Annotated in this window: 26 protein-coding genes; 9 read left to right on the top strand and 17 right to left on the bottom strand. The window is 61.0% G+C overall.

What is annotated here, in order from left to right; genetic code table 11:
* The first annotated feature begins 14 nt into the window (after positions 1-14).
* From CPI83_RS04675 to hutG, 5 genes are all read left to right on the top strand, one after another.
* The gene (locus CPI83_RS04675; RefSeq protein WP_020909178.1) at positions 15-1,379 is read left to right on the top strand and encodes an FAD-linked oxidase C-terminal domain-containing protein; all 1,365 of its coding nucleotides are present in this window, start codon (positions 15-17) and stop codon (positions 1,377-1,379) included.
* 202 nt (positions 1,380-1,581) lie between these two features.
* Positions 1,582-3,018, top strand: a complete 1,437-nt coding sequence (locus tag CPI83_RS04670; protein ID WP_020909179.1) for a cytosine permease — start codon at positions 1,582-1,584, stop codon at positions 3,016-3,018.
* Positions 3,019-3,061: 43 nt separating this feature from the next.
* Positions 3,062-4,735 (top strand): urocanate hydratase, encoded by a 1,674-nt coding sequence (gene hutU / locus CPI83_RS04665; protein WP_019745352.1) that lies wholly within the window; start codon positions 3,062-3,064, stop codon positions 4,733-4,735.
* A 37-nt stretch (positions 4,736-4,772) separates the two neighbouring features.
* On the top strand, positions 4,773-5,966 hold the full coding sequence (hutI, locus tag CPI83_RS04660) for an imidazolonepropionase (protein ID WP_021331956.1): 1,194 nt from the start codon (positions 4,773-4,775) through the stop codon (positions 5,964-5,966).
* Positions 5,967-5,989: 23 nt separating this feature from the next.
* Entirely contained in the window at positions 5,990-6,958 is a 969-nt protein-coding gene (gene hutG, locus CPI83_RS04655; protein WP_021331955.1) for a formimidoylglutamase, read from the top strand.
* On the opposite strand, the gene CPI83_RS04650 is transcribed toward hutG, so the two are convergent.
* A complete protein-coding gene (locus CPI83_RS04650) occupies positions 6,955-7,608 on the bottom strand; it encodes a TetR/AcrR family transcriptional regulator (protein ID WP_097386853.1) in 654 nt (217 codons plus the stop codon). The genes hutG and CPI83_RS04650 overlap by 4 nt on opposite strands.
* A 110-nt stretch (positions 7,609-7,718) precedes the next feature.
* On the opposite strand from CPI83_RS04650, the gene CPI83_RS04645 reads away from it, so the two are divergent.
* Positions 7,719-8,093, top strand: a complete 375-nt coding sequence (locus CPI83_RS04645) for a nitroreductase family deazaflavin-dependent oxidoreductase (RefSeq protein ID WP_097386852.1) — start codon at positions 7,719-7,721, stop codon at positions 8,091-8,093.
* Between the two features lie 9 nt (positions 8,094-8,102).
* Here the strand turns inward: CPI83_RS04645 and CPI83_RS04640 are convergent, their stop codons facing one another.
* From CPI83_RS04640 to CPI83_RS04625, 4 genes are all read right to left on the bottom strand, one after another.
* The gene (locus CPI83_RS04640) at positions 8,103-8,654 is read right to left on the bottom strand and encodes a TetR/AcrR family transcriptional regulator (RefSeq protein WP_021331952.1); all 552 of its coding nucleotides are present in this window, start codon (positions 8,652-8,654) and stop codon (positions 8,103-8,105) included.
* A gap of 27 nt (positions 8,655-8,681) precedes the next feature.
* Complete coding sequence (locus CPI83_RS04635) at positions 8,682-9,368, bottom strand: ABC transporter ATP-binding protein (protein WP_097386851.1); 687 nt, start codon at positions 9,366-9,368, stop codon at positions 8,682-8,684.
* The gene (locus tag CPI83_RS04630; RefSeq protein WP_097388122.1) at positions 9,365-10,495 is read right to left on the bottom strand and encodes an ABC transporter permease; all 1,131 of its coding nucleotides are present in this window, start codon (positions 10,493-10,495) and stop codon (positions 9,365-9,367) included. Before CPI83_RS04630 ends, CPI83_RS04635 begins: the two co-directional genes overlap by 4 nt.
* Positions 10,496-10,638: 143 nt before the next feature.
* The gene (locus tag CPI83_RS04625) at positions 10,639-11,589 is read right to left on the bottom strand and encodes a TauD/TfdA family dioxygenase (protein WP_020970840.1); all 951 of its coding nucleotides are present in this window, start codon (positions 11,587-11,589) and stop codon (positions 10,639-10,641) included.
* Between the two features lie 128 nt (positions 11,590-11,717).
* Here CPI83_RS04625 and CPI83_RS04620 point away from each other — a divergent pair, with 128 nt between their 5' ends.
* The 3 genes from CPI83_RS04620 to CPI83_RS04610 all read left to right on the top strand — a co-directional run bounded on the left by CPI83_RS04620 (position 11,718) and on the right by CPI83_RS04610 (position 15,052).
* Positions 11,718-12,533, top strand: a complete 816-nt coding sequence (locus tag CPI83_RS04620; RefSeq protein ID WP_019745361.1) for a MerR family transcriptional regulator — start codon at positions 11,718-11,720, stop codon at positions 12,531-12,533.
* A gap of 84 nt (positions 12,534-12,617) precedes the next feature.
* Positions 12,618-14,174, top strand: coding sequence for an alpha/beta fold hydrolase (locus CPI83_RS04615; RefSeq protein ID WP_097386850.1), 1,557 nt, complete (start codon positions 12,618-12,620; stop codon positions 14,172-14,174).
* Between the two features lie 92 nt (positions 14,175-14,266).
* Entirely contained in the window at positions 14,267-15,052 is a 786-nt protein-coding gene (locus CPI83_RS04610; RefSeq protein WP_019745363.1) for an IclR family transcriptional regulator, read from the top strand.
* A gap of 5 nt (positions 15,053-15,057) precedes the next feature.
* Here the strand turns inward: CPI83_RS04610 and CPI83_RS04605 are convergent, their stop codons facing one another.
* The 12 genes from CPI83_RS04605 to CPI83_RS04550 form a co-directional block, all read right to left on the bottom strand.
* Complete coding sequence (locus CPI83_RS04605) at positions 15,058-15,813, bottom strand: SDR family oxidoreductase (RefSeq protein WP_029256294.1); 756 nt, start codon at positions 15,811-15,813, stop codon at positions 15,058-15,060.
* Entirely contained in the window at positions 15,800-17,530 is a 1,731-nt protein-coding gene (locus CPI83_RS04600; RefSeq protein ID WP_097386849.1) for an IlvD/Edd family dehydratase, read from the bottom strand. Before CPI83_RS04600 ends, CPI83_RS04605 begins: the two co-directional genes overlap by 14 nt.
* The gene (locus tag CPI83_RS04595; RefSeq protein ID WP_020909189.1) at positions 17,523-18,416 is read right to left on the bottom strand and encodes a 3-keto-5-aminohexanoate cleavage protein; all 894 of its coding nucleotides are present in this window, start codon (positions 18,414-18,416) and stop codon (positions 17,523-17,525) included. Before CPI83_RS04595 ends, CPI83_RS04600 begins: the two co-directional genes overlap by 8 nt.
* Positions 18,413-19,045, bottom strand: a complete 633-nt coding sequence (dhaL, locus tag CPI83_RS31160; RefSeq protein WP_020909190.1) for a dihydroxyacetone kinase subunit DhaL — start codon at positions 19,043-19,045, stop codon at positions 18,413-18,415. The genes CPI83_RS04595 and dhaL overlap by 4 nt, the downstream gene beginning before the upstream one ends.
* 29 nt (positions 19,046-19,074) lie before the next feature.
* Entirely contained in the window at positions 19,075-20,070 is a 996-nt protein-coding gene (locus CPI83_RS31155) for a dihydroxyacetone kinase subunit DhaK (protein ID WP_029256297.1), read from the bottom strand.
* Positions 20,067-20,501 (bottom strand): hypothetical protein, encoded by a 435-nt coding sequence (locus CPI83_RS04580; RefSeq protein ID WP_020909192.1) that lies wholly within the window; start codon positions 20,499-20,501, stop codon positions 20,067-20,069. Before CPI83_RS04580 ends, CPI83_RS31155 begins: the two co-directional genes overlap by 4 nt.
* The gene (locus CPI83_RS04575; RefSeq protein ID WP_127160019.1) at positions 20,501-20,857 is read right to left on the bottom strand and encodes a hypothetical protein; all 357 of its coding nucleotides are present in this window, start codon (positions 20,855-20,857) and stop codon (positions 20,501-20,503) included. The genes CPI83_RS04580 and CPI83_RS04575 overlap by 1 nt, the downstream gene beginning before the upstream one ends.
* A 58-nt stretch (positions 20,858-20,915) precedes the next feature.
* The gene (locus tag CPI83_RS04570; protein WP_019745366.1) at positions 20,916-21,836 is read right to left on the bottom strand and encodes a 3-keto-5-aminohexanoate cleavage protein; all 921 of its coding nucleotides are present in this window, start codon (positions 21,834-21,836) and stop codon (positions 20,916-20,918) included.
* Positions 21,826-22,590, bottom strand: coding sequence for an SDR family NAD(P)-dependent oxidoreductase (locus CPI83_RS04565; RefSeq protein ID WP_019745367.1), 765 nt, complete (start codon positions 22,588-22,590; stop codon positions 21,826-21,828). The genes CPI83_RS04570 and CPI83_RS04565 overlap by 11 nt, the downstream gene beginning before the upstream one ends.
* A 2-nt stretch (positions 22,591-22,592) precedes the next feature.
* Positions 22,593-23,135 (bottom strand): VOC family protein, encoded by a 543-nt coding sequence (locus tag CPI83_RS04560; RefSeq protein WP_020909194.1) that lies wholly within the window; start codon positions 23,133-23,135, stop codon positions 22,593-22,595.
* Positions 23,136-23,271: 136 nt separating this feature from the next.
* Positions 23,272-24,651: an MFS transporter gene (locus CPI83_RS04555; protein WP_020909195.1), complete on the bottom strand. Its 1,380-nt coding sequence runs from the start codon at positions 24,649-24,651 to the stop codon at positions 23,272-23,274.
* A gap of 205 nt (positions 24,652-24,856) precedes the next feature.
* Positions 24,857-26,377 (bottom strand): AMP-binding protein, encoded by a 1,521-nt coding sequence (locus CPI83_RS04550; protein ID WP_029256300.1) that lies wholly within the window; start codon positions 26,375-26,377, stop codon positions 24,857-24,859.
* Positions 26,378-26,418 lie beyond the last annotated feature (41 nt).

Raw genomic sequence — 26,418 nt, 5'->3', positions numbered from 1 at the left:
GACTGGAGAAAAGAATGTCCGTCCACGAACTCGCTCGGTCGATCGGTTCGAGTCGCCTGATCACCGACCCGGCGGTAATGGACTCGTACCGTCGCGACGAGGCCCATCTCGCCGAACCCGGCCATCCGGCAGCCGTCATGCTCGCTGAAACTGCGGCCGACATTTCCGAGGCTCTGAAATGGGCTACTGCTCACCGTGTCCCGGTGGTAACCCGCGGTGCGGGAACCGGTTTGGCGGGTGGCGGGACAGCCGTCGAGGGCTGCCTGGTCATCTCGACCACTCGCATGCGCTCGATTCTCGAGGTCAATCCGGACGATCAGCTCGCTGTCGTGGAAGCCGGGGTGATCAACGCTGACATCAGTCGAGCAGCAGACGAGTACGGGCTGATGTACGCCCCCGATCCGAGCAGCTTCGAGATCTCCACGATCGGCGGAAACATCGCCACCAACGCCGGTGGACTTCGTTGCGTGAAGTACGGCGTCACCCGCGATTCAGTCTTGGGTCTCGAGGTTGTGCTCGCCGACGGTCGGATCGTGCGGACAGGCCGAAGGACCGTCAAAGGTGTTGCGGGATACGACTTGACCAGTCTTCTCGTCGGTTCGGAAGGAACACTCGGAGTCGTCACGAGTGCCACGCTCAAGTTGCAGCCCAAGCCCAAGAGAGCACCGGTCACCGTCGTCGGCAGTTTCGATTCTCTCCGCTCCGCAGCGGACGCGGTTGCCGCGGTCGTTCGCGGCGGGATCGGGCCGAGCCTGCTGGAGCTGATCGATCGAGCAACCCTTCGCGCAGTCGACGACTGGAAACGAATCGGGTTGGAAGACAACACCGCCGCGATGCTGATCGCACAGGCCGATGGGGTCGACGCCGACGCAGCAGCCGCGGCGATGCAGAAGCACTTCGAGCAGGCCGGCGCCGATTTTGTCGCCGTCTCACAGGACGCAGCAGAAGCCGCACAGCTACTCGAGATTCGCCGACTCGCCTATCCTGCATCCGAACGACTCGGGCAATGTCTGGTGGAAGACGTCGGGGTCCCGCGGTCGAAACTGCCCGACATGCTCGAAAGTATCGACCGGGCTGCCGCCGAGCACTCGGTCAAGATCATGACCGTCGCGCACGCGGGTGACGGCAACGTCCATCCGACCTTCGTCTTCGACCGCACTGCCGACGGCTCGGTCCCCGAAGCCGTGTGGACCGCCGCGGACGAGGTCTTCCGGCGCGCTCTCGAACTCGGCGGAACTCTGACCGGAGAGCACGGCGTCGGCGTTCTGAAGCGTCGCTGGCTCTCTCTCGAGCTCGGTGAGGACAGCATGCAACTGCACCGATCGATCAAGGCCGCGTTCGATCCACTCGGAATCCTCAACCCTGGTAAGGGTTTCTGATTCTCGAGCGGTGTTACACAGCATTTACGCGAAATCGGGTTTCAGGTATTGACGCCTGTATATACAGGCATATACATTTATCCGCAGTGACAGTGACCCAGCGCACAGAGCGCCAGGCGCAAAGCACCAAGCACGAAGAAGGTGGGCAATACCCCGACGTCGATTCCGTCGCTCGACGGGCTCGCAGCAGAAAGACAGGCCTATGACTCACGATGGACCGGCCGAGGTCATCCTCACTCCGGAACGACGCACTATCGACGTCGTCCCGGATGCAGAACGACACGGCACCCCGCGCAGCCAGTTCACTCTCTGGTTCGGCGCCAACATGCAGATCACGGCAATCGTCGACGGTGCTCTCGCCGTCGTATTCGGCGCGGACGCCATCTGGGCAATCGTCGGACTTCTGATCGGCAACATCTTCGGTGGCGCTGTCATGGCGCTTCACTCCGCACAGGGCCCGCGCATGGGCCTCCCCCAGATGATCTCGAGTCGCGCCCAGTTCGGCGTCAAGGGAGCCGTCGTACCGCTTGTTCTCGTCATCCTGATGTACCTCGGCTTCGCTGCCACCGGCACCGTGTTGGCCGGCCAAGCCGTCAACAAGATCCTGCACATCGACAGCCCCACCGTCGGCATCGTCGTCTTCGGTCTCCTCACCGCATTCGTCGCGGTCACCGGCTACAAGCTGATCCACATCGTCGGCAGGATCGCCACCGTCGTGGGCATCGTCGGATTCTCCTACCTGGCCGTTCGACTGTTCCTCGAGTACGACGTCGCCTCGTACGTCGGTATCAAGGGCTTCGACATCGTCACCTTCCTGCTCGCGATCTCGCTGGGTGCCGGCTGGCAGCTCACGTTCGGCCCGTACGTCGCCGACTACTCGCGATACCTGCCGCGCAGCACCTCCGAGAGCACCACTTTCTGGTCGACGTTCCTCGGTAGCGTCATCGGGTCACAGTGGTCCATGACCTTCGGCGCCCTCGTCGCGGCCTGCGCCGGCGACGCGTTCCTGGGTAACCAGGTCGGCTTCATGGGAGATCTGGCCGGACCCGCTGCCATCGCCTTCCTGATCTACTTCGTCATCCTGGTCGGCAAGCTGACGGTGAACGTGCTCAACGCGTACGGCGGATTCATGTCGATCCTGACCACCGTCACAGCCTTCAACGGCCAGTCACGAATCTCGAGCACCGCCCGTACCCTCTACATTCTCGGTTTCACCGCTGTCTCGGTGTTGATCGCCATCGCCGCCAGCGCCGACTTCCTGGACAACTTCAAGAACTTCGTCCTGGTGTTGCTGATGGTGTTCACGCCGTGGAGTGCGATCAATCTGATCGACTACTACCTGATCTCCAAGGAGCGCATCGACATTCCGGCGCTCTACGACGTCAACGGTCGATACGGAGCATGGAACTTCACCGCATTGGCTTGCTACGCCGCCGGCGTTCTCGCCCAGATCCCGTTCCTCGCCCAGAAGATGTACACCGGCCCCGTCACGGACATGCTCGGCGGCGCCGACATCTCCTGGATCGTCGGCATCGTGTTCACCGGGCTGATCTATTACCCGCTCGCCAAACGCACCAGCAATCCACCTTCGTCGATGATCTACCCCGATCACACCGCGATGACCGACTCTCGCGTCTGATCCCCCAACATCTTTCGAACTTCAGTTAAGCAAGGAGAACACCATGGAAATCAGCACCCCCGGCCACGAGCCGCGCCCCGTCCGTGCTCCCCGCGGCCCCGAACTCACGACGCTCGGTTGGCAGCAGGAGGGCGCCCTGCGCATGCTCATGAACAACCTCGACCCCGATGTTGCCGAGCACCCGGACAGCCTCGTCGTCTACGGCGGAACCGGTCGCGCAGCACGTAGTTGGGCGGCATTCGACGCCATGGTCGCCACACTGAAGACGCTGAAGAACGACGAGACCATGCTGGTGCAGTCCGGCAAGCCGGTCGGTGTCTTCCGCACCAACGAGTGGGCACCGCGAGTGCTGATCGCCAACTCCAACCTCGTCGGTGACTGGGCGAACTGGGAAGAGTTCCGCCGTCTCGAAGACCTCGGCCTGACCATGTACGGCCAGATGACCGCAGGCTCCTGGATTTACATCGGCACCCAGGGAATCCTGCAGGGCACCTACGAGACCTTCGGCGCCATTGCGAAGAAGCGCTACAACGGATCGCTCGCCGGAACGATCACGCTCACTGCAGGTCTCGGCGGAATGGGCGGCGCCCAGCCTCTCGCCGTCACCATGAACGACGGCGTCGCGATCTGCGTCGACTGCGACATCACCCGCATCGACCGTCGCATCGCCCACAAGTACCTCGACACCAAGGCCGACAGCATCGAGCACGCGCTCGAACTGGCGACAGCGGCACGTGACGCCAAGAAGCCGCTCTCCATCGGCCTCGAAGGCAATGCGGCAGAGATCTTCCCGGCTCTGCTGGAGATGAAGGCCCCCATCGACATCGTCACCGACCAGACCTCGGCGCACGATCCCCTCGCCTACCTGCCGATCGGGATCGACTTCCCCGACATGAAGATCATGTCGGAGAAGGATCCGCAGAAGTTCACCGAAGATTCCCGCAACGCGATGGCCGCGCACGTCAAGGCCATGGTCGGATTCATGGACGCCGGCGCCGAGGTGTTCGACTACGGCAACTCCATCCGTGACGAGGCCCGCAAGGCCGGCTACGACCGCGCTTTCGACTTCCCCGGATTCGTTCCCGCCTACATCCGCCCGCTCTTCGAAGAAGGTCTCGGCCCCTTCCGCTGGGCAGCTCTCTCCGGTGATCCCAAGGACATCGAGGCCACCGACAAGGCCATCCTCGAACTCTTTCCCGAGAACGAGCACCTGCGTCGCTGGATCACCATGGCAGGCGAAAAGGTTGCCTTCGAGGGCCTTCCGGCCCGCATCTGCTGGCTCGGATACGGTGAGCGCCACCTCGCGGGCCTCAAGTTCAACGAGATGGTCGCCTCGGGCGAACTGTCCGCGCCGATCGCCATCGGCCGCGATCACCTCGACTCGGGATCGGTCGCCTCGCCGTACCGCGAAACCGAATCGATGATCGACGGGTCCGACGCGATCGCCGACTGGCCGCTGCTCAACGCCCTGGTCAACACCGCGTCCGGCGCTTCGTGGGTTTCACTTCACCAAGGCGGCGGCGTCGGTATGGGACGCTCCATCCACGCGGGACAGGTGTGCATCGCCGACGGCACCGAACTCGCGGCCAAGAAACTCGAAGCGGTTCTCACCAACGATCCCGGGATGGGCGTCATCCGGCATGCGGATGCAGGATACGACCACGCCATCGACACGGCGGCCACGCGCGGCGTCCGTATCCCGATGACCGAGAACTGAAACAGCTCCACCACCTCACCCTGAGTTAGGAATGACATTGACCACGAATGGTTCTCGAACCACAGTTCTGACCAACATCGGAACCCTCGTCACCAATGACCCGACTCTGGGTGAGGGCAAGCTCGGCGTACGCCACGACGCGGCAATCGTTTTCGACGACGACGGCGTTGTTGCTTGGGTCGGCGATTCCGCCGACGCCCCGGCTGCCGATATCGGTCAGGATATCGGCGGTCGGGCCCTGCTCCCCGGTTTCGTGGAGAGTCACTCGCACCTGGTGTTCGGTGGCGAGCGGGCCGAGGAATTCGCAGCTCGCATGGCGGGCGAGAAGTACGCCGCCGGCGGCATTCGCAACACCATCGAAGCGACGCGCTCGGCCACCGACGAACAATTGCAGGCCAATGTTCGGCGCCTACTCGACGAATCCCTGCGCTCGGGCAGCACAACCGTCGAATGCAAGACCGGGTACGGGCAGAACACCGAGAGCGAACTACGCAGCGCACTGATCGCCGGACAGTTCACCGACGAGGTCACACTGCTGGCCGCCCATGTTCCACCACCCGAATATGCCGGCCGCGCCGATGATTACGTCGCCATGGCGTGCGACGAGATGATCCCTGCCTGTGCGCCACACGCAAAGTGGATCGATGTCTTCTGCGAGCGAGGAGCATTCAACCGCGAACAGGCTCATGCAGTCCTGAGCGCAGGCGTAGCCGCCGGACTGATCCCCCGCGTCCACGGCAATCAGCTCGGCGAAGGGCCAGGAGTTCAGCTCGCCGTCGAGATGGGAGCAGCGTCCGTCGACCACGTCACGTACGTCACCGCCGAGGACATCGACGCCCTGGCTCAGAGTTCCACCGTCGCAACACTGTTGCCCGGCGCCGACTTCTCCACCCGCAACAAGTACCCCGACGCACGCGCACTGCTCGACGCCGGAGTCACCGTAGCTCTGGGCGCCGACTGCAATCCCGGTACCTGTTACACCACGAGCCTTCCGTTCTGCATCGCAATTGCGGTGCGAGACATGCACATGACGCCCGCTGAGGCAGTCTGGGCAGCCACTGCAGGTGGCGCTCGGGCGCTGCAGCGCACCGACGTCGGAACCCTTTCTCTCGGAACACGTGCCGACGCCATCGCGCTCGATGCACCGTCGTACCTCCACCTCGCCTACCGCCCGGGCGTGCCACTGGTGCGCGAGGTCTGGAAAAACGGCGCACTCGCCACAAGCTACTGAAATACACTCACCGGGAGGCCGTCGTGGCACATCAGATCGCAGTCGACATCGAACCCAAGCCGTGGACCGGGCGCTCCGACGGCACCACTGCCGAGCATCTGCGGTGGCATCATGCCGTGCAACCGTATTCAGCCGAAACAGCTCCCGGCGACTGTGTTCTGATCGGATTCTCCAGCGACGAAGGAGTCCGCCGCAACAAGGGCCGCCGCGGCGCCGCGGATGGCCCGGACGCATTGCGAGCGGGGTTGGCCTCCATGGCGCTGGCCGAACCACTGCAGATTCAGGACGCGGGAACCGTTGCCGTGTCGGGTGAAGAACTCGAGGCCGGTCAGGCCGCACTCGGGAACGCCGTCAGTGCCGCGCTCGATTCGGGACACTTCCCCGTGGTTCTCGGGGGAGGACACGAAATCGCCTACGGTACATACCTCGGCGTCGCGGGCTCCGAGTTGCGAACCGCCGGAGCCAAACTCGGAATCCTCAACTTGGATGCGCACTTCGACCTTCGTGGCGACCCGATCCCCAGTTCCGGCACGCCCTTTCGTCAGATCGCCGAGGACGAAGCCGCGGCAGGCACCTCACATCAGTACAGCGTGATCGGAATCAGCCAACCGAGCAACACCACTGCTCTGTTCGACACGGCTCACCGCCTTGGCGTTCGCTATCTGCTCGACGAAGAATGCGGAGTGATCGCTCGAGGCGTCGTGGATCAGTTCCTCGCAGACTTCCTCGACGACGTCGATCTGGTCTACCTGACCATCGACCTCGACGTGCTTCCCGCCGCCGTGGCGCCGGGCGTCAGCGCACCCGCGGCCTACGGCGTCAGCCTGGAAACAATCCAATACGTATGTGATCGAGTCACATCCAGCGGAAAGCTCGCGGTTCTCGATGTCGCCGAACTGAACCCGAGCCTCGACATCGACAATCGCACTGCCCGGACCGCTGCTCGCCTGATCCACCGGATAGTCACCAAGCACGTGCCGGTTCGGCGCTAGCATCGGCGCGCCTCCAGCGCATCGAGGATGAGATCGAGACCGTAGGCGAACTCACTCGTGTGGTCGTAAGCCGGACTCAGACCGTGATCGACGATCATCTCGTGAAGGAAGGGCAACTCTTCAGCCGGAAGGTGCTCGAGGATGTCACTCGCAACTTCTTCGACGTCGACGGGCCCGCTGATCGGCAGATTCGCCTCCTGGAGAACATATCCGCCGATGTAGCTGTCGATCAGCGAGGCTCCGTGGGCGGCCATCGGCAGCGTGAACCCGGCCTTCCGGAGGACTCCGAGCACAGCGTCGAGATGACGCATGGTCGCCGAGCCAGGGTTGCGTCGCGAATCCAGCAAACCGAGAGCCCAACGGTGCTGCGACAGGACTGTGCGAGCGGAAAAGGCGCGTCCGCGGATTGCATCTCGCCAATCCGCGCACTCGCTGTCAGGCAGGTCGATCGCCTCGAAGACCGCATCGACGACGCCGTCGAGAATCGCATCTTTGTTGGGCACGTGGTGGTAGAGCGACATCGCCTCGATGCCCAACTCCTGGGCCACCCGTCGCATCGTGACGGCCTCGACACCACCCGCGTCGGCAACGCGGATCGCGCCCTCGATTACGCGAGTCCTGTTCAGCGACTGTCGCGGTTGCCGTGACACACAGACTCCCCTCCGAGGAACGAATACGTTGACAACCTTACATCCGTAAGTCACCCTTACAGGTGTAAGCCAGCCTTACGTTCGTAAGGCGCTCGCGAAGGGAGACCGCAATGCCGATGCCGAGATGGTGGGGACACGTCAACAAGCGAGTGTTCAATCCTCGCGCGATCTCGAGCGGGAAATGGCCGATACTGACACACGTCGGACGCACATCCGGCACGACCTACCGGACACCTCTCGACGCCTATCCGGTCGAGGGTGGCTATGTCTTCATTCTGGTGTACGGATCAGGCTCGGACTGGGTGCAGAACGTCTTGAAAGCGGGAAGCGCTCGACTGTCGGTCGACGAGACGGAGGTGGGCCTCGGCGCCCCGCGCCTCGTCACGAAAGACGAAGCATTTCAAGCACTTTCCTCAGACGTGTCCCAACCCCCGAGACTGCTCCGCATCACCGAGTACCTTCGGATGGATCTGATTACGGCCTGAGGCTGCCCGTCACGCGAGGACCTCACGCACGGCGGACCTGACTTCGTCCATGCTGCAACCGGATTCGATCAGTTCAGTACCCGTATGCACCAGCGAGTTGATCAACTTGGCGGTGAGCTTCGGGTCCGACACGCCACGGAGGCGAAGGGCCTCGACAAGCGGAAGCACAAGACTGTCGTGCATTTCCATGATCCGCGAATCTCGAAACGTTTGCGGGGTCAGCGTCGCCAGCGCTCCGACTATCGCATGCTCCCCGTCGGCAACCAGCTGGAGGTTTGCCTCGACGTACGCCCATACCGGATCGTCTGCGCCTGCCATCGCTTCGACGATCTTGTCGTTCCAGCGCGGGAACATGTCTTCGACGACGGCACTGAGGAGATCTTCTCGGGACCGGAAGTAGTGGTAGGCACTCGACCTGGCGAGCCCGGCCTTCGCTGCCACCTCACCGAGCCCCGGCGGCCGGTCCGGGGTCTCGGACAGAAGAGCGTGTGCAGCGTCGAGGAGGGCACGCCGCTGAGCAGCACGATGCTCGACCACAGTGGGGGCATCGATCCTCGGCACCGAATCTCCTCCAGTCCCCTTGCGGGCTTACTCGCTCTGACGCAATCGACCGTCAACCATTTCGAGGATGCGGTCGCAGTGCCCGAGCACGTCGTGATCGTGGGTCACCATGATCGTAGCGACGCCGGCCTCGTGAGTTTCGCGCGAGAGCAGTTCAACCACCTCATGGCTACGCTTGCGGTCGAGAGCAGCCGTCGGCTCGTCGACGAGCAGTAGCGAGGGATTGCTCATCAATGCCCGAGCGATACCGACGCGCTGTCGTTCGCCGCCGGAGAGTTGACCAGGTCGACGATCCGCACGGTGGCTCATACCGACCGAGTCGAGCAATTCCTCGGGATCGCGCCCCGGCCGCCCCGTGAGCTTGGGAATCAGCCGAAGCTGATCGCGCGCCGTCAGCGCTGGAATCAGATTGCCGGATTGAAAGACGAAGCCGACCTTGTCTCGTCGAAGTTTGGCCAATGCACGGGCCGGCATCGTCGACACGTCGACGCCGTCGATGACAATCGTTCCACTCGACGGCCGACCGAGTCCGCCTGCCACAGCGAGCAAGCTCGACTTTCCAGCCCCTGACGGCCCGACGATCGCGACGAGTTCGCCGCCCGTGACCTCGAGGTCCACGTTGTCGAGGGCGAGCACGGTGGAGTCACCGTCACCGAATCGAAGACTGACAGCGGTCAATACCAGTCCGGTAGTGGTTTTTTCGACTGTGGTCATCGGTTTTCCCCCAATGCGGTGAGCGGGTTGACACGCGTAACGCGGACGATGGAAACGGCTGCGCCGATCAGCCCGAGTACCGCCAAGAGCACTGCGCCGTTGACGACAGGGCCGGACTCCAGAGCGAACGGCATCCCACCGCCTTCGAGTCCCGAGCCGAGCCCCAAGCCCAGCAACACACCGATGCCGATGGAACCAAGCAGCACTACCAGTGCCTGTGCCATGCCGTCGCGAAGCAGGAAGCCGGTGGAGGCTCCCATCGCACGCAACACTGCGAGTTCGCGACCACGCTGAACTGTCCAGATACTGAAGAATGCGCCGACGACCAGTGCGGAGATCGCGTACAGAAACGCCTTGATCATCGACATTGTCATCATTTCCGCGGAGAAGCCCGGTGAGGAGTCGAAAGATTCCTCGAGCGTCTTTGCAGACGTTCCCGCCGCCGCATCTCCCGACACGAGGTCCGGCACTACATCGTCCAGGCCCCGAATCGCGACAACACTCGCTTCGGAATACGCACTGGCGTTGGCGGTTTCGCCGATCTTGGCACCGGCGTGAACCTCCTGCCAGGTACGCAGGGGCAGGTAGGCGACGTCTACGTGCCCGAAAGTGCGCTTGTCTTCGGTGAATCCGACAACTGTCAGCTCCGTACCGAGTCGATCGAGTATCACCGTGTCACCGATCGCAACACCATCATCACGAAAGGTAGAGCTGACGACGATGTCCGTGTCGGCTTGCAGTCCCCTCCCGTCGGCGGTGACGGGCTCGAGGAAGGAACCAGGTTCGATACCGAAGAGCGTGAGATCGACAGGCGTGCCACTGCGAGTTTTTGCATTGACGATCATGTTGCCGAAGAGCTCGGCGTCTTGGACATCGGGTTGCATGCGCCATGCCTGCGCCTGCTCTTCGGTGACGACCGAGCGCGAAAACGCCGAGTCGGCTTTGGTGTCCGGGGCGAAGGCAAACGCCTGGATCGGCGTCCGCTGCAAAGCGGAGACACCGTCGTTGACCAGGCCGGACGAGAGGCCGGACAGGATCACCATCAAGATCGAGATGAGGGCAACCACGGCGCCCATCAAGAGGAATCGGTTTCGCGCAAACCACAGTTCACGCAGGGCGAGGAACATTCGGGAAGCTCCAAAGTCGTCGGTGCGAGTCACGCCGACTTTTATCGACGCCTTGTCGAAATCATATCGACAAGGCGTCGAAAAAATATGTGAGGTGCGTTACTACTATTCGTAGTAGGCATCGTGAGGCGCTGAGCGTCGTATCAGTCCCCGACGCCCACTGGCCGATCGCCGACAATCGAGATTCGATCCATCACACGACGAGCCGGGAAGTAGTCACTGGCCGCGTAATGCTGGCAGGTCCGATTGTCCCAGAAGGCAACAGTATTCGGCTCCCACTTCAGTCGGACCTGGAATTCCGGACGATTGACGTGGCGATACAGCATCGTGAGAAGTTCGTTCGATTCCTCTTCGGATACGCCCAAGATCCGTTGCGTGAAGGTCATGTTGACGAACAACACCCGCCTGCCGCTTTCCGGAATGACCCGAACCACCGGATGCTGCACCGCGGGGAACTTCGGACGCAACATCTCGACCGCATCCGCCGGCATCGACCGACCGAACGAGTTGATCCAATCATGTTCTGCAACAAGCGGGTCGATACGCTTCTTGACGTCTTCCGGAAGCAGATCGTAGGCAGCAGCGGTGTCAGCCCACAACGTGTCACCACCCACCTCTGGCACCTCGACTGCACGAAGTACGGCGGCAAATGAAGGAAACTCGTGCCACGTCACGTCGTTGTGCCAGTTGTTCTCGACGCCGCCGACCATCGCATCCTTGGCCAGCGTCGTGACATCGACGTCCGTCTGCCCTGGCTGCGTGTACTTGAAGAACGGATGCTGTTCGAGATCGCCCCAACGCTCGGCAAAAGCTCGATGTTCTGCTCGGCCGAGGTCCTGATCCCGAAAGAAGAGGACTTTCCATTCGAGGAGAGCGCGGCGAAGTTCCGCAATCACGGCATCAGACAGGTCCCCACCGAGTCGAATGCCGGAGATTTCCGCTCCGATCGTGGGCGTGACCGCCTTGACCGCAAAGTGTTCGTACGGCGCCGGAACTACGGACTCGGGATTCCGGCGAGCGACAAGTGGACCATAGGCAGCAAGCGGATCGGTGGGGATCGGAAAGATCGTTGCCGCAGGCAAAAGGGTAGCCATCAAGGCACTTCCTCGGAATCGACGATGTCGTAACGGACAAAATCCAGATTAAGGCTATGTCCTTAACATGTCAACGGTCACGTTCTCCGGCGCGCACCTTGACCCTGACGCCGCGTCAGGGTTGGAGAATGGTTTCCACAGACGAAATCCGAATCGACAAACGGGAGGGCGAGGCGATGATGACCATCGGCGAGCTGGCGAATCTGGCCGGCACCACCGTCAGATCCGTGCGCTACTACCACTCGAACGGGCTTCTCGAAGAACCACAACGCCAACCCAACGGCTACCGCATGTACCGGGCGGTGGACCTGGCACGACTGAGCCGCATCCGCCGCCTGCGCGATCTGGGGATTCCTGTTGCCAAGATCGCCGAACTGCTCGACGGCGACGCTCACGACACCCGGTCCGCACTCGACGCACTCGACAAGGAACTGGCAGCCAAGGCCGAACAGATCGCGGTTCAACGTGCTCACATCGAGTCGCTACGCCGCAACGCCGATCCCGAACTACCCGACGCGTTTTCGGAAGTGCTCGCACAGTATGTCGTTGCCGGTGCACCGACAGCGTGGATCGACAACGAGCGCGAACTCCTGATCCTCGCGCTCACCGTCTCCGGGGGTGATCCCGAAGTCTGCGATTCACTCCTGAGCGCACACCGCCGGGCGTTGGCGAAGCCGAACCGCAAGCAGGCAATCGAATTGATTACTCGCATGTACGCCCTCACCGACGCTCCGGCAGACGCCGACACGATTGCGGCCCTTGCCATTCAGTTCTGCGATTTCACCGAGAGAGTGCTTCCTGAACAGGCCGCACCGGAACGCCCTTCACCCACCCGGTTGGTAGCGGTGCTGCGCGAGCACCAAGCAGATCGAAGAACCCCGACCCAGGAAAGATTCGCGAAGGCTGTAGCGGCCGAGTTCGCTGCCCGCCAGTCTCGACCCTGAAACTCCGCCACTGAATCCCCACATCGGAAGTGGGGTGATCAACGCTGCCCGAAAATGGGCTCGAAACAAGGACACGACACGACAATGACTGGATCCATCATGCCCAGATCACGCACGCCTCGACCACGAAAGTGGCTGGCTACCACAATCGCCGCTGCCGCACTCGCAGTACCTGCACTGGCGGCGTGCTCGGATCCTGCTGCTCCGCAGGAAGATCCACAATCGAATCTCGGCGCGTTCTACGACCAGGATGTCGAATGGGGGCCATGCGCCACAGACACCGGAACATCGACTGCAAGTGACTGCGCAATGGTCACAGTACCTTTGGACTATTCGGCCCCTGACGGCAAGACAATCGAAGTGGCAATCTCGCGGGTCGCGTCCACCGATCCTGCACAGCGACGCGGGATCCTGCTCACCAACCCTGGCGGCCCGGGCGGCCGCGGTCTGGGGTTGCCCGAGATTCTGAATGCCGGGATGACACCGGAAGTTGCAGCGGCATACGACGTCATCGGCATGGACACCCGAGGACTCGGCAAGAGCACGCCGATCGACTGCGGCGTCGAGCAGATGACATGGATGCGTTCACCGGGTACCACAGAGGAAGGGTGGAACGAAAGTGTTGCGCTCGCACGCGAAGCCGCTGACACATGCTGGGACAAGTACCCGGACTATCTGCCGCACATCAATACTCAGAACATCGCCCGCGACCTCGACGTGATTCGTGGCGCCCTCGACCAGGAGAAGGCGTCGTACTTCGGGTGGTCGTACGGCACATATCTTGGTGCGACCTATGCGCAAATGTTCCCAGACAGGATCGACCGTGTGGTTCTCGACAGCGCACCGGACCCGAAGAAATACGGTTACGAGATGTTCCAGGACATGGGCCCGGCCAACGAGAAAGCGATCGACGGATTCTCACAGTGGGCAGCAAAACACAACTCCACCTATGCACTCGGATCGACGCCCGCCGAAGTTCGCGCCCTCATCGAGAAGCTGATCTCGGACGCGGCCACCACTCCGATTCAGATCGGTGACTACGCCGTCGACGATCACGTCCTTCCATTCCTGATGTACGTCAACGGAACCGGGGACACCGAAAAGGAAAGCGAGGCATTCGCGCAGGTATTGGTTCAGTTGCGCGAACTCGCCGCCGGCAGGACCGTCGAGAACATCCATCCCCAGCTGACGGGACTGATGCAGGCATGGTTCCAGACCGAATTGGGGACCGGCCCTGACTATGCCGGAACGATCGCCATTGTCTGCGGAGACGTGTCGATGCCGAGCGATCCCGCGTGGTATCGCAACAAGTTGGAGGAGCACCGTGGTGATCAGCCGATCTTCGCCGGCACGCACAACACGATCATGCCCTGCGCGTTCTGGCGCAGTGAGGCCCCGAAGCGGATCGACATCGACAACAATGTTCCGGCATTGCAGATCCAGGCAACCGGTGACACCCGCACGACGTACGACGAAGGCCTCGGCATGCATGAAGCGATGAAAGGTTCACGGCTCGTGACAGTTCCAGGCCGCACTCATGCGGTGTTCCCGGGCTACGCGAATACTTGCGCAAACGCCGCCGTCAACTCGTACCTGCTCGACGGCTCACTGCCCGCCGAAGACGTGGTGTGCGAGTCGTGACGATATCCGGCGATCCCATCACCGGATGACCTGCGTGATCTGATGCGCGATTTCCCCTCGACAATCGCGCATCAGGCAGACAGAATAGTTCGGTGAGTCCCATTCATCGGGCCGATGGCGAGGTTTCCGCAATTGGTCGTTCCACCGAGATCCTGAAGACTTTTCGTGACAGCTCAGGCGTTCTCAGCGCAGCAGCGCTTGTTCGACGGACAGGCATGGCCAAAACAACGGTGTATCGCATGGTCGACGATCTCGTCCGAGTCGGGTTGCTCGAACGGCAAGGAACCAACTACCGCTTGGGTCTCCTCCTGTTCGAGATCGGCGAATCTGTTCCACGGCAGCGAAACCTCCGCGAAGCAGCCCGGCGCCACCTTTCGGCCTTGCGTGAAGCAACGGGACACAACGTGGGACTCGCTGTATTGGACGGTTTCGACGTGGTTTACCTTGATGTCTTCCGTGGCGACGACGGACCACGCCTTCCGCAGCAAATCGGTGGTCGGTGGCCTGCACACGCAAGTTGTTCCGGCAAAGCAGTATTGGCGTTCACCAACTCTCGGGATTTCACGATGCCCACTGTCCTCGAAGCACACACCGAGAACACCATCACCGACCCCGAACTCTTCCACCGAGAACTGGATCGTGTTCGCAAGCGTGGTGTCGCCTTCGACCGCCAGGAAGCATTTCCCCGGATCGTCGGCGCCGCAGCACCAATATTCGGCCCGGACGAAGACGTCCTCGGCGCCATCTCCATTTCCGGTATGGCAGGCCGAATAAATCTGACCCGTATCGACGCGGCGGTGCGGACGACGGCAATCGCCATCTCACGTGATCTCTCGAGTGCCCAGTCCGTCGTCCGCCCTGTCCTACAACGACGCTGACGCCGTCAACCGCGCCCGACGTACGGCATCCGGTTTGCCATGATCGTCAAAGTCGGGACATTCACGTCGAGTGGTAGATCTATCAGTTGCACAACGGTGTTCGCGACATGACGAGGATCGAATGTCGGCTCGGGCCTGGTGGTGCCGTCAGCTTGTCGTGCCGAGTGGCCGATTCCGGCTGTCATGTCAGTTGCCGCATTGCCGATGTCGATTTGACTGCAACAGATGTCGAATTCTCGGCCGTCGAGAGAGATCGACTTCGTCAAACCTGACACACCGTGTTTGGTCGCGGTGTAGGCGGCACTGTCGGGCCGGGGCGTGTGAGCGGAGAGCGACCCGTTGTTGATGATCCGGCCTCCTCTCGGATCCTGTGTTTTCATGATACGAATCGCTTCACGCGCACAAAGGAATACGCCGGTGAGATTGGCTGCGACTGTCGCGTTCCACGCTTCAGGATCGATCTCGTCCACACTCCCCGACGGCCCGAATGTCCCTGCGTTGTTGACAAGCACATCGAGTCTGCCGAAACGCTCAGTCACGGATGTGAACAACCGATGAACCGATTCGGGCGAGGACACATCAGCGGGAATTACCACTGCACGCTCGTGACCCCCACCTGTCGCTTCCAAGCTCACGCTGTTTCGACCAGCCAATACAACGTGGTGTCCTGCATCGAGTAGACCTCTGGTCATTGCGCGGCCGAGTCCCGACCCTGCACCGGTCACGACCACGACTCGGCCGACACGCTCAGTGATTGTCACCGTGTACCTCCGTTCCACGCCTGCCCACCAGGAAATCGAAATCGACTCCGCGGTCGGCCTGCATCACATGATCCACGAACAGTCGTTGATACCCACTCGTACTCTTTTGTACGCGTGGCGGCAACGCCTCGAGACGCCTGGCCAGCTCGTCGTCGTCGACGAGTACACGCAAGACTCCACGAGCAACATCCAACTCGATCAAATCACCATCCCTGACCGCGCCGAGAGGCCCACCGGCTCCCGCTTCAGGCGCAACGTGCAAAACGACTGTGCCGAAGGCTGTTCCGCTCATTCGCGCATCCGAGATCCTGACCATGTCTCGCACACCCTGCTCGAGCAGCCTTCGAGGGAGTGGCAGATTACCTACCTCTGGCATACCCGGAAACCCCTTCGGCCCAGCACCGGTGAGGACGATGACGTCGTCGGCTTCGATGTCGAGATCCGGCGAGTCGACGCGCGCCGAGAAGTCGTCCATTCCGTGAAACACGACCGCACGACCCACGTGGCTGAGCAACTCGGGCGACGCCGCAGACGGCTTGATCACTGCACCGTTCGGCGCGAGATTGCCGGTCAATACCGCTATGCCGGCTTGCTCCAGCAACGGTGCCGCCGTGCTACGAATTACGTCGTCATCCCAAATCGTTTCGCCGGAGTTGTTCTCACCGAGAGTCTTTCCGGTAACCGTGGCGGCATCCAGATGGAGGATGTCTCCGAGCTCGGCGATCACCGCGGGCAGTCCGCCTGCGTAGAAGAAATCTTCCATCAAATAGCTACCCGAAGGCATGAGGTTGACCAGCAGGGGAACGTCACGACTCTGCTCCCCGAAATCGCTGAGTTCGAGGGGAATTTCCAGCCTCCCGGCGATGGCAAGCAAGTGCACCACAGCGTTGGTGGACCCACCGATAGCCGTGTTCACCTTGATCGCATTCTCGAATGAATTTCGGTCGACGACCGAAGACATCGTCAGGTTCTCGACGACCATCTCCACGATTCTCACGCCGCTGTCGCGTGCAAGTACACGTCGCCGTGAATCCACTGCCGGGATCGCAGCATTACCGGGCAGCGTGAGGCCCAAAGTCTCGACAATCGAAGCCATCGTCGACGCGGTGCCCATAGTGTTGCAGTGACCAGGCGATCGAGACATCGCCGATTCCGCTGCTCTGAACTCACATTCGCTCATGCACCCCGCTCGCACTGCTTCACTCATCTCGAACACCGAGGTTCCAGATCCGACAGTTTTACCTTGATGGCGGCCGTTCAACATGGGCCCACCGGATACGACAATGGTGGGAAGGTCACAACTGGCTGCGCCCATTACCAGTGCCGGGGTGGTTTTGTCGCAGCCGCAGAGCAGTACGACGCCGTCGATCGGATTGGCTCGAATCGACTCCTCCACGTCCATGCTGACGAGGTTCCGATAGAGCATCGTGGTGGGGCGGATGATCGTCTCACCCAATGACATCACCGGAAACTCAACTGGAAATCCGCCCGCTTCGATGACACCCAGTCGCACCTGCTCGGCCAGATCTCTGAAGTGAGCGTTGCACGGCGTGAGCTCGGAATACGTGTTGCAGATACCGATAACCGGTCGGCCGTCGAACATCCGATCAGGGATACCCTGGTTCTTCATCCACGAGCGGTGGATGAATGCATTGAGATCATTGCCTCCGAACCAATCCTGCGAGCGAAGTGTTCTACTCGTCGGTGTTCTACTCATCCGAACCCTCCAAACCAAGGATTGCCCTTGCCTCCCCAGGTGTTGCAGGCTGCATTCCGAGTCGCTGGACGATGTCGACGATGTTCTCCACCAAACGAACGTTCTCGGCCGGCTCCCCATTCGCGAGAAACGGATAGTCTTCGATTCCCACACGCACGTGCCCACCGAGCACGAGTGCATGAGTCAGACCACGCAGTTGATCTGGCCCGCTGATGCTCACGGAGAAGACCGATTTCTCCGGTAGGTGTTCCACCATCTGCTGCAAGATCTGCGGGGAGTACGGCATCGCATTCTGAAAAGTTCGATCGAGTCCCAGTACAAGATTGACGAGGTGCGGGCCAGGCTGCTCTTCGGTCAACGTACGTATCTCCTGGAGCAGATGTGACGGGCTGAAGGCCTCCCATTCAGGTTTGATTCCTAGTTCGCGCATTGACGCTGCCAGTTCGGCGGCACGACTGGGCGGCGTGTCCATCAGTACCTCACCGACCGGTGATGTCACATAGGCCGTGATGGCATCGAGCGTGCATGTGTCTGCTCCGCCATGCAGGCCCTGCAGCCTCGCGTCCCAGTCCACGACGCGCGTTCCGTCACTGCGAACACTCACCATGTCACCGTTGACTCCGCCGCCGGTCGAGTTGTTGATCACGATGTCGCAGCTTTGGCGGACAAGCGTATTCATCCGCCGATAGATTGCGGCATCACAGGTCGCTTGATCGTCCGGTCGTCGAGCATGAAGTGCTGCCACGCTGGCTCCAGCGCTGTGGCAGCGTGCCACATCCGCCGCAATCTGCTCAGGCTGAGTCGGAATGAACGGATTGTCGGCAACAGTGAGGAAGCCACCCGTCGGGGCAACTGTGACGATGACCTTGTCTCGCAGATCGCTCATGCCGGAACGCTCTTGTAGCTGGATGCGGCGAAGAACATGGCAATCGCCGATGCCCCAGGGTCCTCGACGCCCCTGGCGTGTTCTCCCACGTAGGTCGCGCGTCCGCGGCGGGCGAGCATCGCGCGAGTCGATTCGGCGCCGAGCCTCGCAGCCGTGGCCGCAGAGCTCAAGGCAGCAGACAAGGTTGCCCCGCTGACTGCCGCCTCGGTCAATGCGCTGGTTGCGGGGACCATGGCGTCGACCATGGTCTTGTGACCCACCTGGGCATTGCCGAGACGCTGCACCGCAGCTGTCGCCGTACCTAGGGCAGAAGCCAGGTCTGTTGCGGTCACTTCAACTCCAGAGACTGCTCCGATCCGGCCGAACCACAGACCGAGAAGTGGTCCGCTTGTCCCACCGATGCCGAGAAACGCATCCGACGTACGGGCGAACACTTCACCAGGACTGGTCGGCGGGTCGGAACGAAGTCGTTGCACCGCACTTCGCAGGCCCGTCCGCAGATTCATTCCGAAATCGCCGTCTCCGACAAGCCGGTCCAAATCTGTGAGGGAATCGAATTGATCTTCGGCGGCGTCGGCAAATCGATCGATCCACGCCCGAGTGTCCCCAACGCTCAACGTTGTCATCATGAAACTCTTTTCAGTAGTGCATATTCGAGTTACCAAGCGAGTGCGGGAGTGCGTACCGTTGCATCCCAAAGATCCAGAAACTCCTCGGTCGAACGGAGAAGGGTGATAGAGAGCCCGTGCATATCCAATGCAGTGACGAAAGAACCTGCAATCACCCGATCCAAACCGATACCGGCATCCCCGAGGAAAGACTTCAATTCTGCAGTGGCAATCGATAATTCGAGTCCATGGGTTGCCCCTAGCCCATTCACTATCGCTATCACACCATCCCCGCGCTCCACCCCGACAGCATCGAGGATCGGCTCCGACAACTGCGCCACGAGTTCGGCGGCAGGAACCGTCGGACGCGTCTCACGTCCACGCTCGCCATGGATTCCGATGCCGAACTCCATCTCCCCCGGCGCCAGTTCGAAGGACGGACGATCCTGTCCGGGAGCCGTGCACGAGCGGAAAGCTGCACCCAACGTCGCCGACGCCGCCACCACCCGGCGCCCCAGGTCAGCGATCTCGGAAAGCGCCCAGTGCCGTTCCGCGGCCGCCCCACAAATCTTCTCCACGGCGATTACCGCAGCGGTACCACGACGTCCAGGTCCACCCTCGTCTGCAGTCGTCGTCGCGAGGTCGTCGTCGACCATCACGATCTCCACTTGCCGCTCAGTTCCGAGTAACTCGGCCGCGATCGAGAAATTCAGTTTGTCTCCGGTGTAGTTCTTCACGATGAGAAGTGCACCCCGTCCGGTCTCGACAGCATTGACCGCAGCACGGATCTGAAAGGCTGTGGGACTGGCGAAGACCGACCCAGGAACTGCGGCGTCCAACATGCCGGATCCGACGAACTCCGCGTGTAACGGCTCATGCCCGGCCCCGCCACCTGAGACCAACACAACTTTGTCTCGGGCGACAACCGCGCGAGTCACAAACAACGGATCTCGGTGGTAGGAGAGCATTTCCGGGTGCAGGATCTGAAGTCCTTCGAGCGCTTCGCGGACTACATCCTCGGGCCGGTTGACCACATGGCCGATCATGACGAACTCTCGGACGCCGACATTGGGCCGACAGGGAAGCGAACCGCAAACGCACTCACACACGTGCGAACGTTGTCACCGACCCGTATCCCAGCCGCCGCTGCGGGCTCGTTGACATACGAAACAGTTCCGTTGTGCCACATATCCATTCCATTGCTGATCTCGGCAGAGTCGTGACTGACCGCTACGCCGGCAAGTCCCGAATCTCCCATGCGGACGATTCCGATGATCCCCGCGTTGTCCTTGCCGATTCCGGCATCGTTCAGCACAGCCAACGCACAGCCCGTCGCAATCGCCATCCGCCCTGACTCTTGACCGCCGTTGGATGCCGCAACGACGATGCGGTCGCGGTCCGACCGTTCGATCTGCGACATACTGTCCATGACGACAATCTGTCTACCGTTCTCCACACCGACAATGTTCCGAAACATCAGTCGACGCTCCTCTCTATCAGTGCCAGCACTTCTTCGGAAACGCGGCTGCCCACACGCACACCCGCTGCGACTGCAGTCGGATTGGCATACGTCACGATGCCGCACTCCCACACGTCCTTGCCATCTCCGATACGCGAACTCTCGTGTCCGACTGCAATGCCGACGATCTTCTGGGCGTCGATCGCAGCCAAACCTGCGATTCCTGCCTTGTTCTTCCCTATGCCGGCGTCATTGCACACCACAACACGAACCCCGAACCCGACGGCGTACTCTCCAGCACTCGTCCCTCCGTGTGATCCGGTCACGATCACATCACCGGCCTGAGCCGAGGAAGCAAACGCAATCGAATCCATGATCCACACTCTCTTTCCGTTAGAGGAATGAACCAAAGTAGGTTCGGCACCTTCGGTTTCAACTACTCGCATGGACATCCACCCCTAGAATTCGACGTGCCTGATCAGGACTTGCGGGTTCACGCCCGTACCGCCGAGCGATCGAAACAACTTCGGCGACCAGATCAGGTGTGGAGGGGTATCCCAGTTCTTCGTAGTGGTAGTCACCGGCACCGATTGCTACATGGCCCCCGCGCTTGATCGACTCCTCCGCTGCTGCAAGAACATTGCCTCGGTAGGCCGAGACGATCCACTCCACTGGAAGATCAGTCGGCAGGAGGTCCAGTTGCGCACGTAGCCCTGCTGCTGTCGCCGGATGTGCAGCCGGAAACTCGTCACCACCGAGAATGAAAGCGATCACCAATGGTGACGACGGATTCCGCACCCTTGCGTGGGCGAAGATCGCGCGCGTCCAACTCACGTTGAATGACGTCTGATACGGCACCAGACCCAATTCACCAGCGCGCGAAAGTAACTCGATCTGTGTTCGAGTGTCGTTGACGAAGACCCTGGAATCGGTTGCGAACAAGCCTGTCGTCGCATCGATCAAGTCCATCGCCGCACAGCCCATATCGACGACCAAGAAGTCGGAACGTCGTTTCGGATCACTTTGGTTCGGGGCAAGATTCGACAGCCGCTCATCTATCGTGTAGCCGGGAACATTGGCCATCGACGGCGCAAGCAGCAGATTCGATACCGCCCGAACCCGCTCGACGATCTCTCCGTAGGTCGCCGCCGAGTGATCCACGCCGCCGTCCACGGCTCGACCGTGAAAATGCATCAACGACGCCCCCGCATCCTCACAAGCGCGAGCAGTGTCGGCTATTTCGCTGGGCGTCCACGGAATGTGGGGATTGGGTGCGCGCATGGTGTTCTCGTTGACGTGCACTCCGATGATTACCGGTTTCTCCGTTGTATTGGACGTTGCGTCAAGAGTCATGTCGCTCCTTCGCAAGATTCCAACCGGCTGTCATCGACTGACCTCCGTCGACCGTCCACGTCTGACCCGTCACGAAACCGGCGCCGGGACCAGCGACAAAGGTCACGACTTCGGCAATCTCAGCCGGCTCCGCGTAACGGCTCAACGGGATCGACTGCAAGATGGCGCTCTGCATTTCAGGGCTCTGGGCCCGACTTGCAAGCGGTGTCCGCGTCGAACCCGGTGCAACACAATTGACTCGGATCCCCTCGCCGGCGAGCTCGATCGCGAGTTGTGTGGTCAACGCGACCACGCCACCTTTCGAGGCGGAATACGCGGCACGGTCTACGCTGCCGCGTAGGCCGGAAACCGAGGCAATTGTCACCACCGATCCGCCGCCATCTCCGGCGAGCAGATCCACGAACTCCCTGACCACCGCAAACGTGGAAACGAGGTTCAGCTCGAGGGTTCGCCTGAATCGATCGGGTGTGGTGTGCCGGATCGGCGCGTTGTCCGCGGTTCCCGCCGAGGTCACAACCGTGTCGACACGACCGAACAGCTTTTCGGCGACGTCGCGAAGCCGTCGGATATCCCCCTCATCGGTGACATCCACTCGAACGCCGACTGTCCGTGTATCTGGTTCTGGCGCAGTGTCTCCGGATGTATGCGACAGGTCGGCAGAGATGACATTCCAACCCAAGTCGGCGAATCGTTTGCACGTTGCCAGGCCGATCCCCGATGCGCCACCAGTGACGATCGCTACCTTCCTACTCACGACTACAGCACCTTCCTCATGTCGCGAATGGGATTCGACCCGTCCCACTCCTTCGATGCAGCCTCGACTGCGCGAAACAGATCACCCTTCCTTCCGCTGACCTCCGAGATTTCGATGACTGTTCCCGGATACGGGCCGTCCTCGTAGTACACGAATCGCTCGTCCGGAGCGCCACTACCGGACCTACCACTCTGCAATTCGACGAGCCCTCGGTTCTTGGATTCCTCCATATATCGATCGAAATCCGTTGTCCAGTAGGCAACATGTTGAAGTCCTTCGAGCCCGCGATCGGCGAACTCGCGAAATGCCGACGGCTCATCGTTGTGTTGTTGAATCAGCTCGATCTGCACGCTTCCGCTGTGCGCGAGCGCCACACTGAATCGAGGCGCACTCGACTTGCCACGGAAGACGAAGTCGTTCAACGGTTGGTCCTCCACGAAGAAGAAGGGGCCAACGCCGACAACGTCGATCCAATGCTTCAGCGCACTGTCGATGTCGTTGACCACAAAACCCAATTGGCGCAAAGGCCCGAAGTATCTACTCACGAAGTCCTCGTTTGTTCGTTGCCGACGAAACCACGGTCGACGACTGTGATCCTGATAAGTGATGATGTCCTGCGCATGCTCGCCTGAAGAATGAAGAATTCCCGTTGATCGGGAATCTTCCGGGCCGAGACTCGGCTCAAACCTGCTCAGGTGCAACCAAGGTTCCGGCGTCGCGCTCCGCCCGGTAATCCAGAGTCAGTTGGGCGTTGGCCTTGTCGGCCTTTCTGGTGATCACCTTGAGCAGCAGCACGATCAATGCTGCCGTCGCCAGCACCGCGGAGTACACCCCGATTGCCGGTGTGAAACTGTTGGTCGCGTCCTTGATCCAGCCGGTGACCTGTGGACCGAAATAGCCTCCGAGGTTACCCATTCCGTTGATGACACCGAAACCTGCCGCCAAGGCAGCGCCGGTAAGGAAGCTCGAAGGCATGGTGATGAAGATGCTCATCGAACTGTAGAGACCGATCCCGGCGATGCAGAATCCGAAGATGGCGACAACCGGTGTGGTGAAGAACAGCGCAGCAATAGCAAAACCGAGTGCTGCGACCGATGCGGCGATGGCGAAGTGCACGGGGCGCTCTCCGGCGCGGTCCGAATGGCGCGTCCACCAGATCATCGGTCCGATCGCAATCAGTGCAGGTAGTGCGGCAACCCATCCGATCTGATTGGTGCTCATCCCGAATTGCGCGTAAATCTGCGGCATCCAAATCTGGAAACCGTTGAGGCTGAAGGTGAAACAGATGAACACGGCGATCAACACCAGTACTCGTGGGTGCACGAGTCCCTGGAGGAAGCTGTGCTTACCGACGACCGCTTCGCGCTCTTGCGCCTCCGACTCGAGCGTATCGGCGAGCCAACCGCGTTCTTCCTCGGAGAGGAACTCCGCCTCGGAAGGCTTGTCCCGCAGAACCTTGTAGATCACAAACGCCATGACCACGGCGGGGACGCCGGTGAGAATGAATACCCATCGCCATCCGGAAAGCCCGAGAAAGCCGTCGATAGCCATCAGGTGTGTGGTGATCGGAGTACCCAGGCCGGAGATACAGATGAAGGTCACGATCCACGCCATTGCTTTGCCTCGATCCCGATTCGGGAACCACTTCGAGACGAAGAACAGCATGCCGGGCGAAAAGCCTGCTTCGGCAATACCCAACAGGAATCGTGCTGCCACCAATCCGCTGGCACCCTGAACGAACGCGGTTCCGATGGTGACCACGCCCCACGTGATCATGATTCGTGTGATCCAGCGCCGCGCACCGACCTTTGTGAGGATGTAGTTGCTGGGGGGTTCGCAGATCGTGTAACTCCAGAAATAGATTCCGGCCGCAAACCCGAACATCGAGGCCGATATTCCGAGTTCTTTGTTCATCGTCAATGCTGCAACGCCGATGTTCAATCGGTCGAGATACAGGACGATGTATGCCAATCCGATGACCGGCATGAAGCGGAGCATGACCTTCCGGACGGTCCTGGCCGGAAGGGGAAGTTGCTCGGTGACTGTTCTTTCGTGACGCATGATTCACCTCGTACTCATTCGAACACATCATTGTGATGGCTGACACAGAGACGATGCGGGTCGCGATTCGAACTTCACAGACACGATTCCCGATGATCGGTACTCGATTCGTGAGCAATCGACCGGCCGCGGTGACAAGAAGGCGGAGTGCCTGTCGGTTTCGACAGGCACTCCGCGCGGTGAAACATAGGCGTTCCGGGGGTATTCAGCCAGTCAGCTCGCTCTTGATCTCGTTCTTGAGAACTTTGCCGACCTTGGAGCGAGGTAGATCGTCCCAGACGATGACTTGCTTCGGAGTCTTCACACTTCCGATGCGAGACTTCACGAAAGCCATCACCTCGGCGCCGTCGATGTCTGCGCCGAGGTGTGGCTGCACCACTGCCACAACACGTTCGCCCCACTTGTCGTCCGGCAACCCGATCACTCCGCAGTCCTGAATCCCCGGATACGCCATGAGTGCCTGCTCCACCTCGACCGAATAGACGTTGAAACCGCCGGTGATGATCATGTCCTTCGCACGATCGACGATGAACAGGAAATTGTCCTCGTCCAGGTACCCGATGTCGCCGGTGTGATGCCAGCCGTGGGCTGACGCTTCCGCGGTTGCGTCGGGGTTCTTGTAATAACCCGCCATCACCAATGAACTGCGAATCACCACCTCACCACGCTCGCCACGTCCGAGCAGCGCGCCTTTGTCATCCATGATCCCCACGGTCACCAGCGGCGAAGGTCGACCCGCCGACGAAAGTCGTGACGTTGCGACAGTGCCGTCCGGGCCGAAATGCTCCTTCGGTGACATCGTCGAGATCATCATGGGGGCTTCACTCTGCCCGAACAGCTGAGCCATGACCGGTCCAATCTTGTCGATCGCCTCCTCTAGCCTGGTCGGGGAGATCGGTGCCGCGCCGTACCAGAAACACTGCAGCGAGCTACGATCCGTTACCGCGAGGTCCTCGTGCTCGAGCAACATGTAGATGAGCGTCGGCGGCAGGAAGGTGTGAGTCACCTTGTGCTTCTGAACGTTCGCGAGGAAGTACCCGAGATCGGGCTTCGGCATGATCACCACTTCGCCGCCGAGGGCCATGATCGGGAAGCACAAAACACCGGCGGCGTGAGTCAACGGCGCCAACGCCAGATACACCGGGCGCCCCTCGAATGGATAACTCATCAAAGTGATTGCGGTCATCGTCTCGATGTTGTGCCCGGTCAACATCACGCCCTTGGGGCGGCCCGTCGTACCACCGGTGCCGACCAGCATGGTGACGTCGCCGGGCGCCGCGGCGTCGAGTTCTTCTTCCCCGAGCCAGCTTTCGAGGGACTGTGCCGAATCCCATTCGCCGTCGATACAGACGAGCGTCACCAACTGTGGAAGCGCGTCCTTGATCTGGTCGACGAGCGGCGCATAGGACTTCTGGAAGAAGAGAGCACGACAATCGAACAGATCCAACAGGTCTCGGTTTTCCGCAGCTTCGTTGCGAGGGTTAATCGGGCACCAGACCGCGCCAGCCCTACTGATACCGAATACGCAGGAGAACGAGATCGGGTCATTGCCGGACAGAATCGCGACCTTCTCGCCCGCCGCGATGCCCGAAGCAGCGAGCGAAGCTGCGAAGCGTCGGCTGAACTGTTGCACCTCACTGTAGGAGAGAGTGCGCTCCCCCATCGTCAAACACGGTGCGGTGGAACCAAGAGAGGCTCCCTTGTCGAGATAGTCGGTCAAACGCATGGGGAGCCTCCAGGGCGGGGCTCCCGGCGCGATGCACGCCG

Source organism: Rhodococcus sp. H-CA8f, from assembly GCF_002501585.1.
Taxonomy (GTDB): Bacteria; Actinomycetota; Actinomycetes; order Mycobacteriales; family Mycobacteriaceae; genus Rhodococcus_F; species Rhodococcus_F erythropolis.
This window is presented reverse-complemented; position numbering and strand designations above follow the sequence as displayed.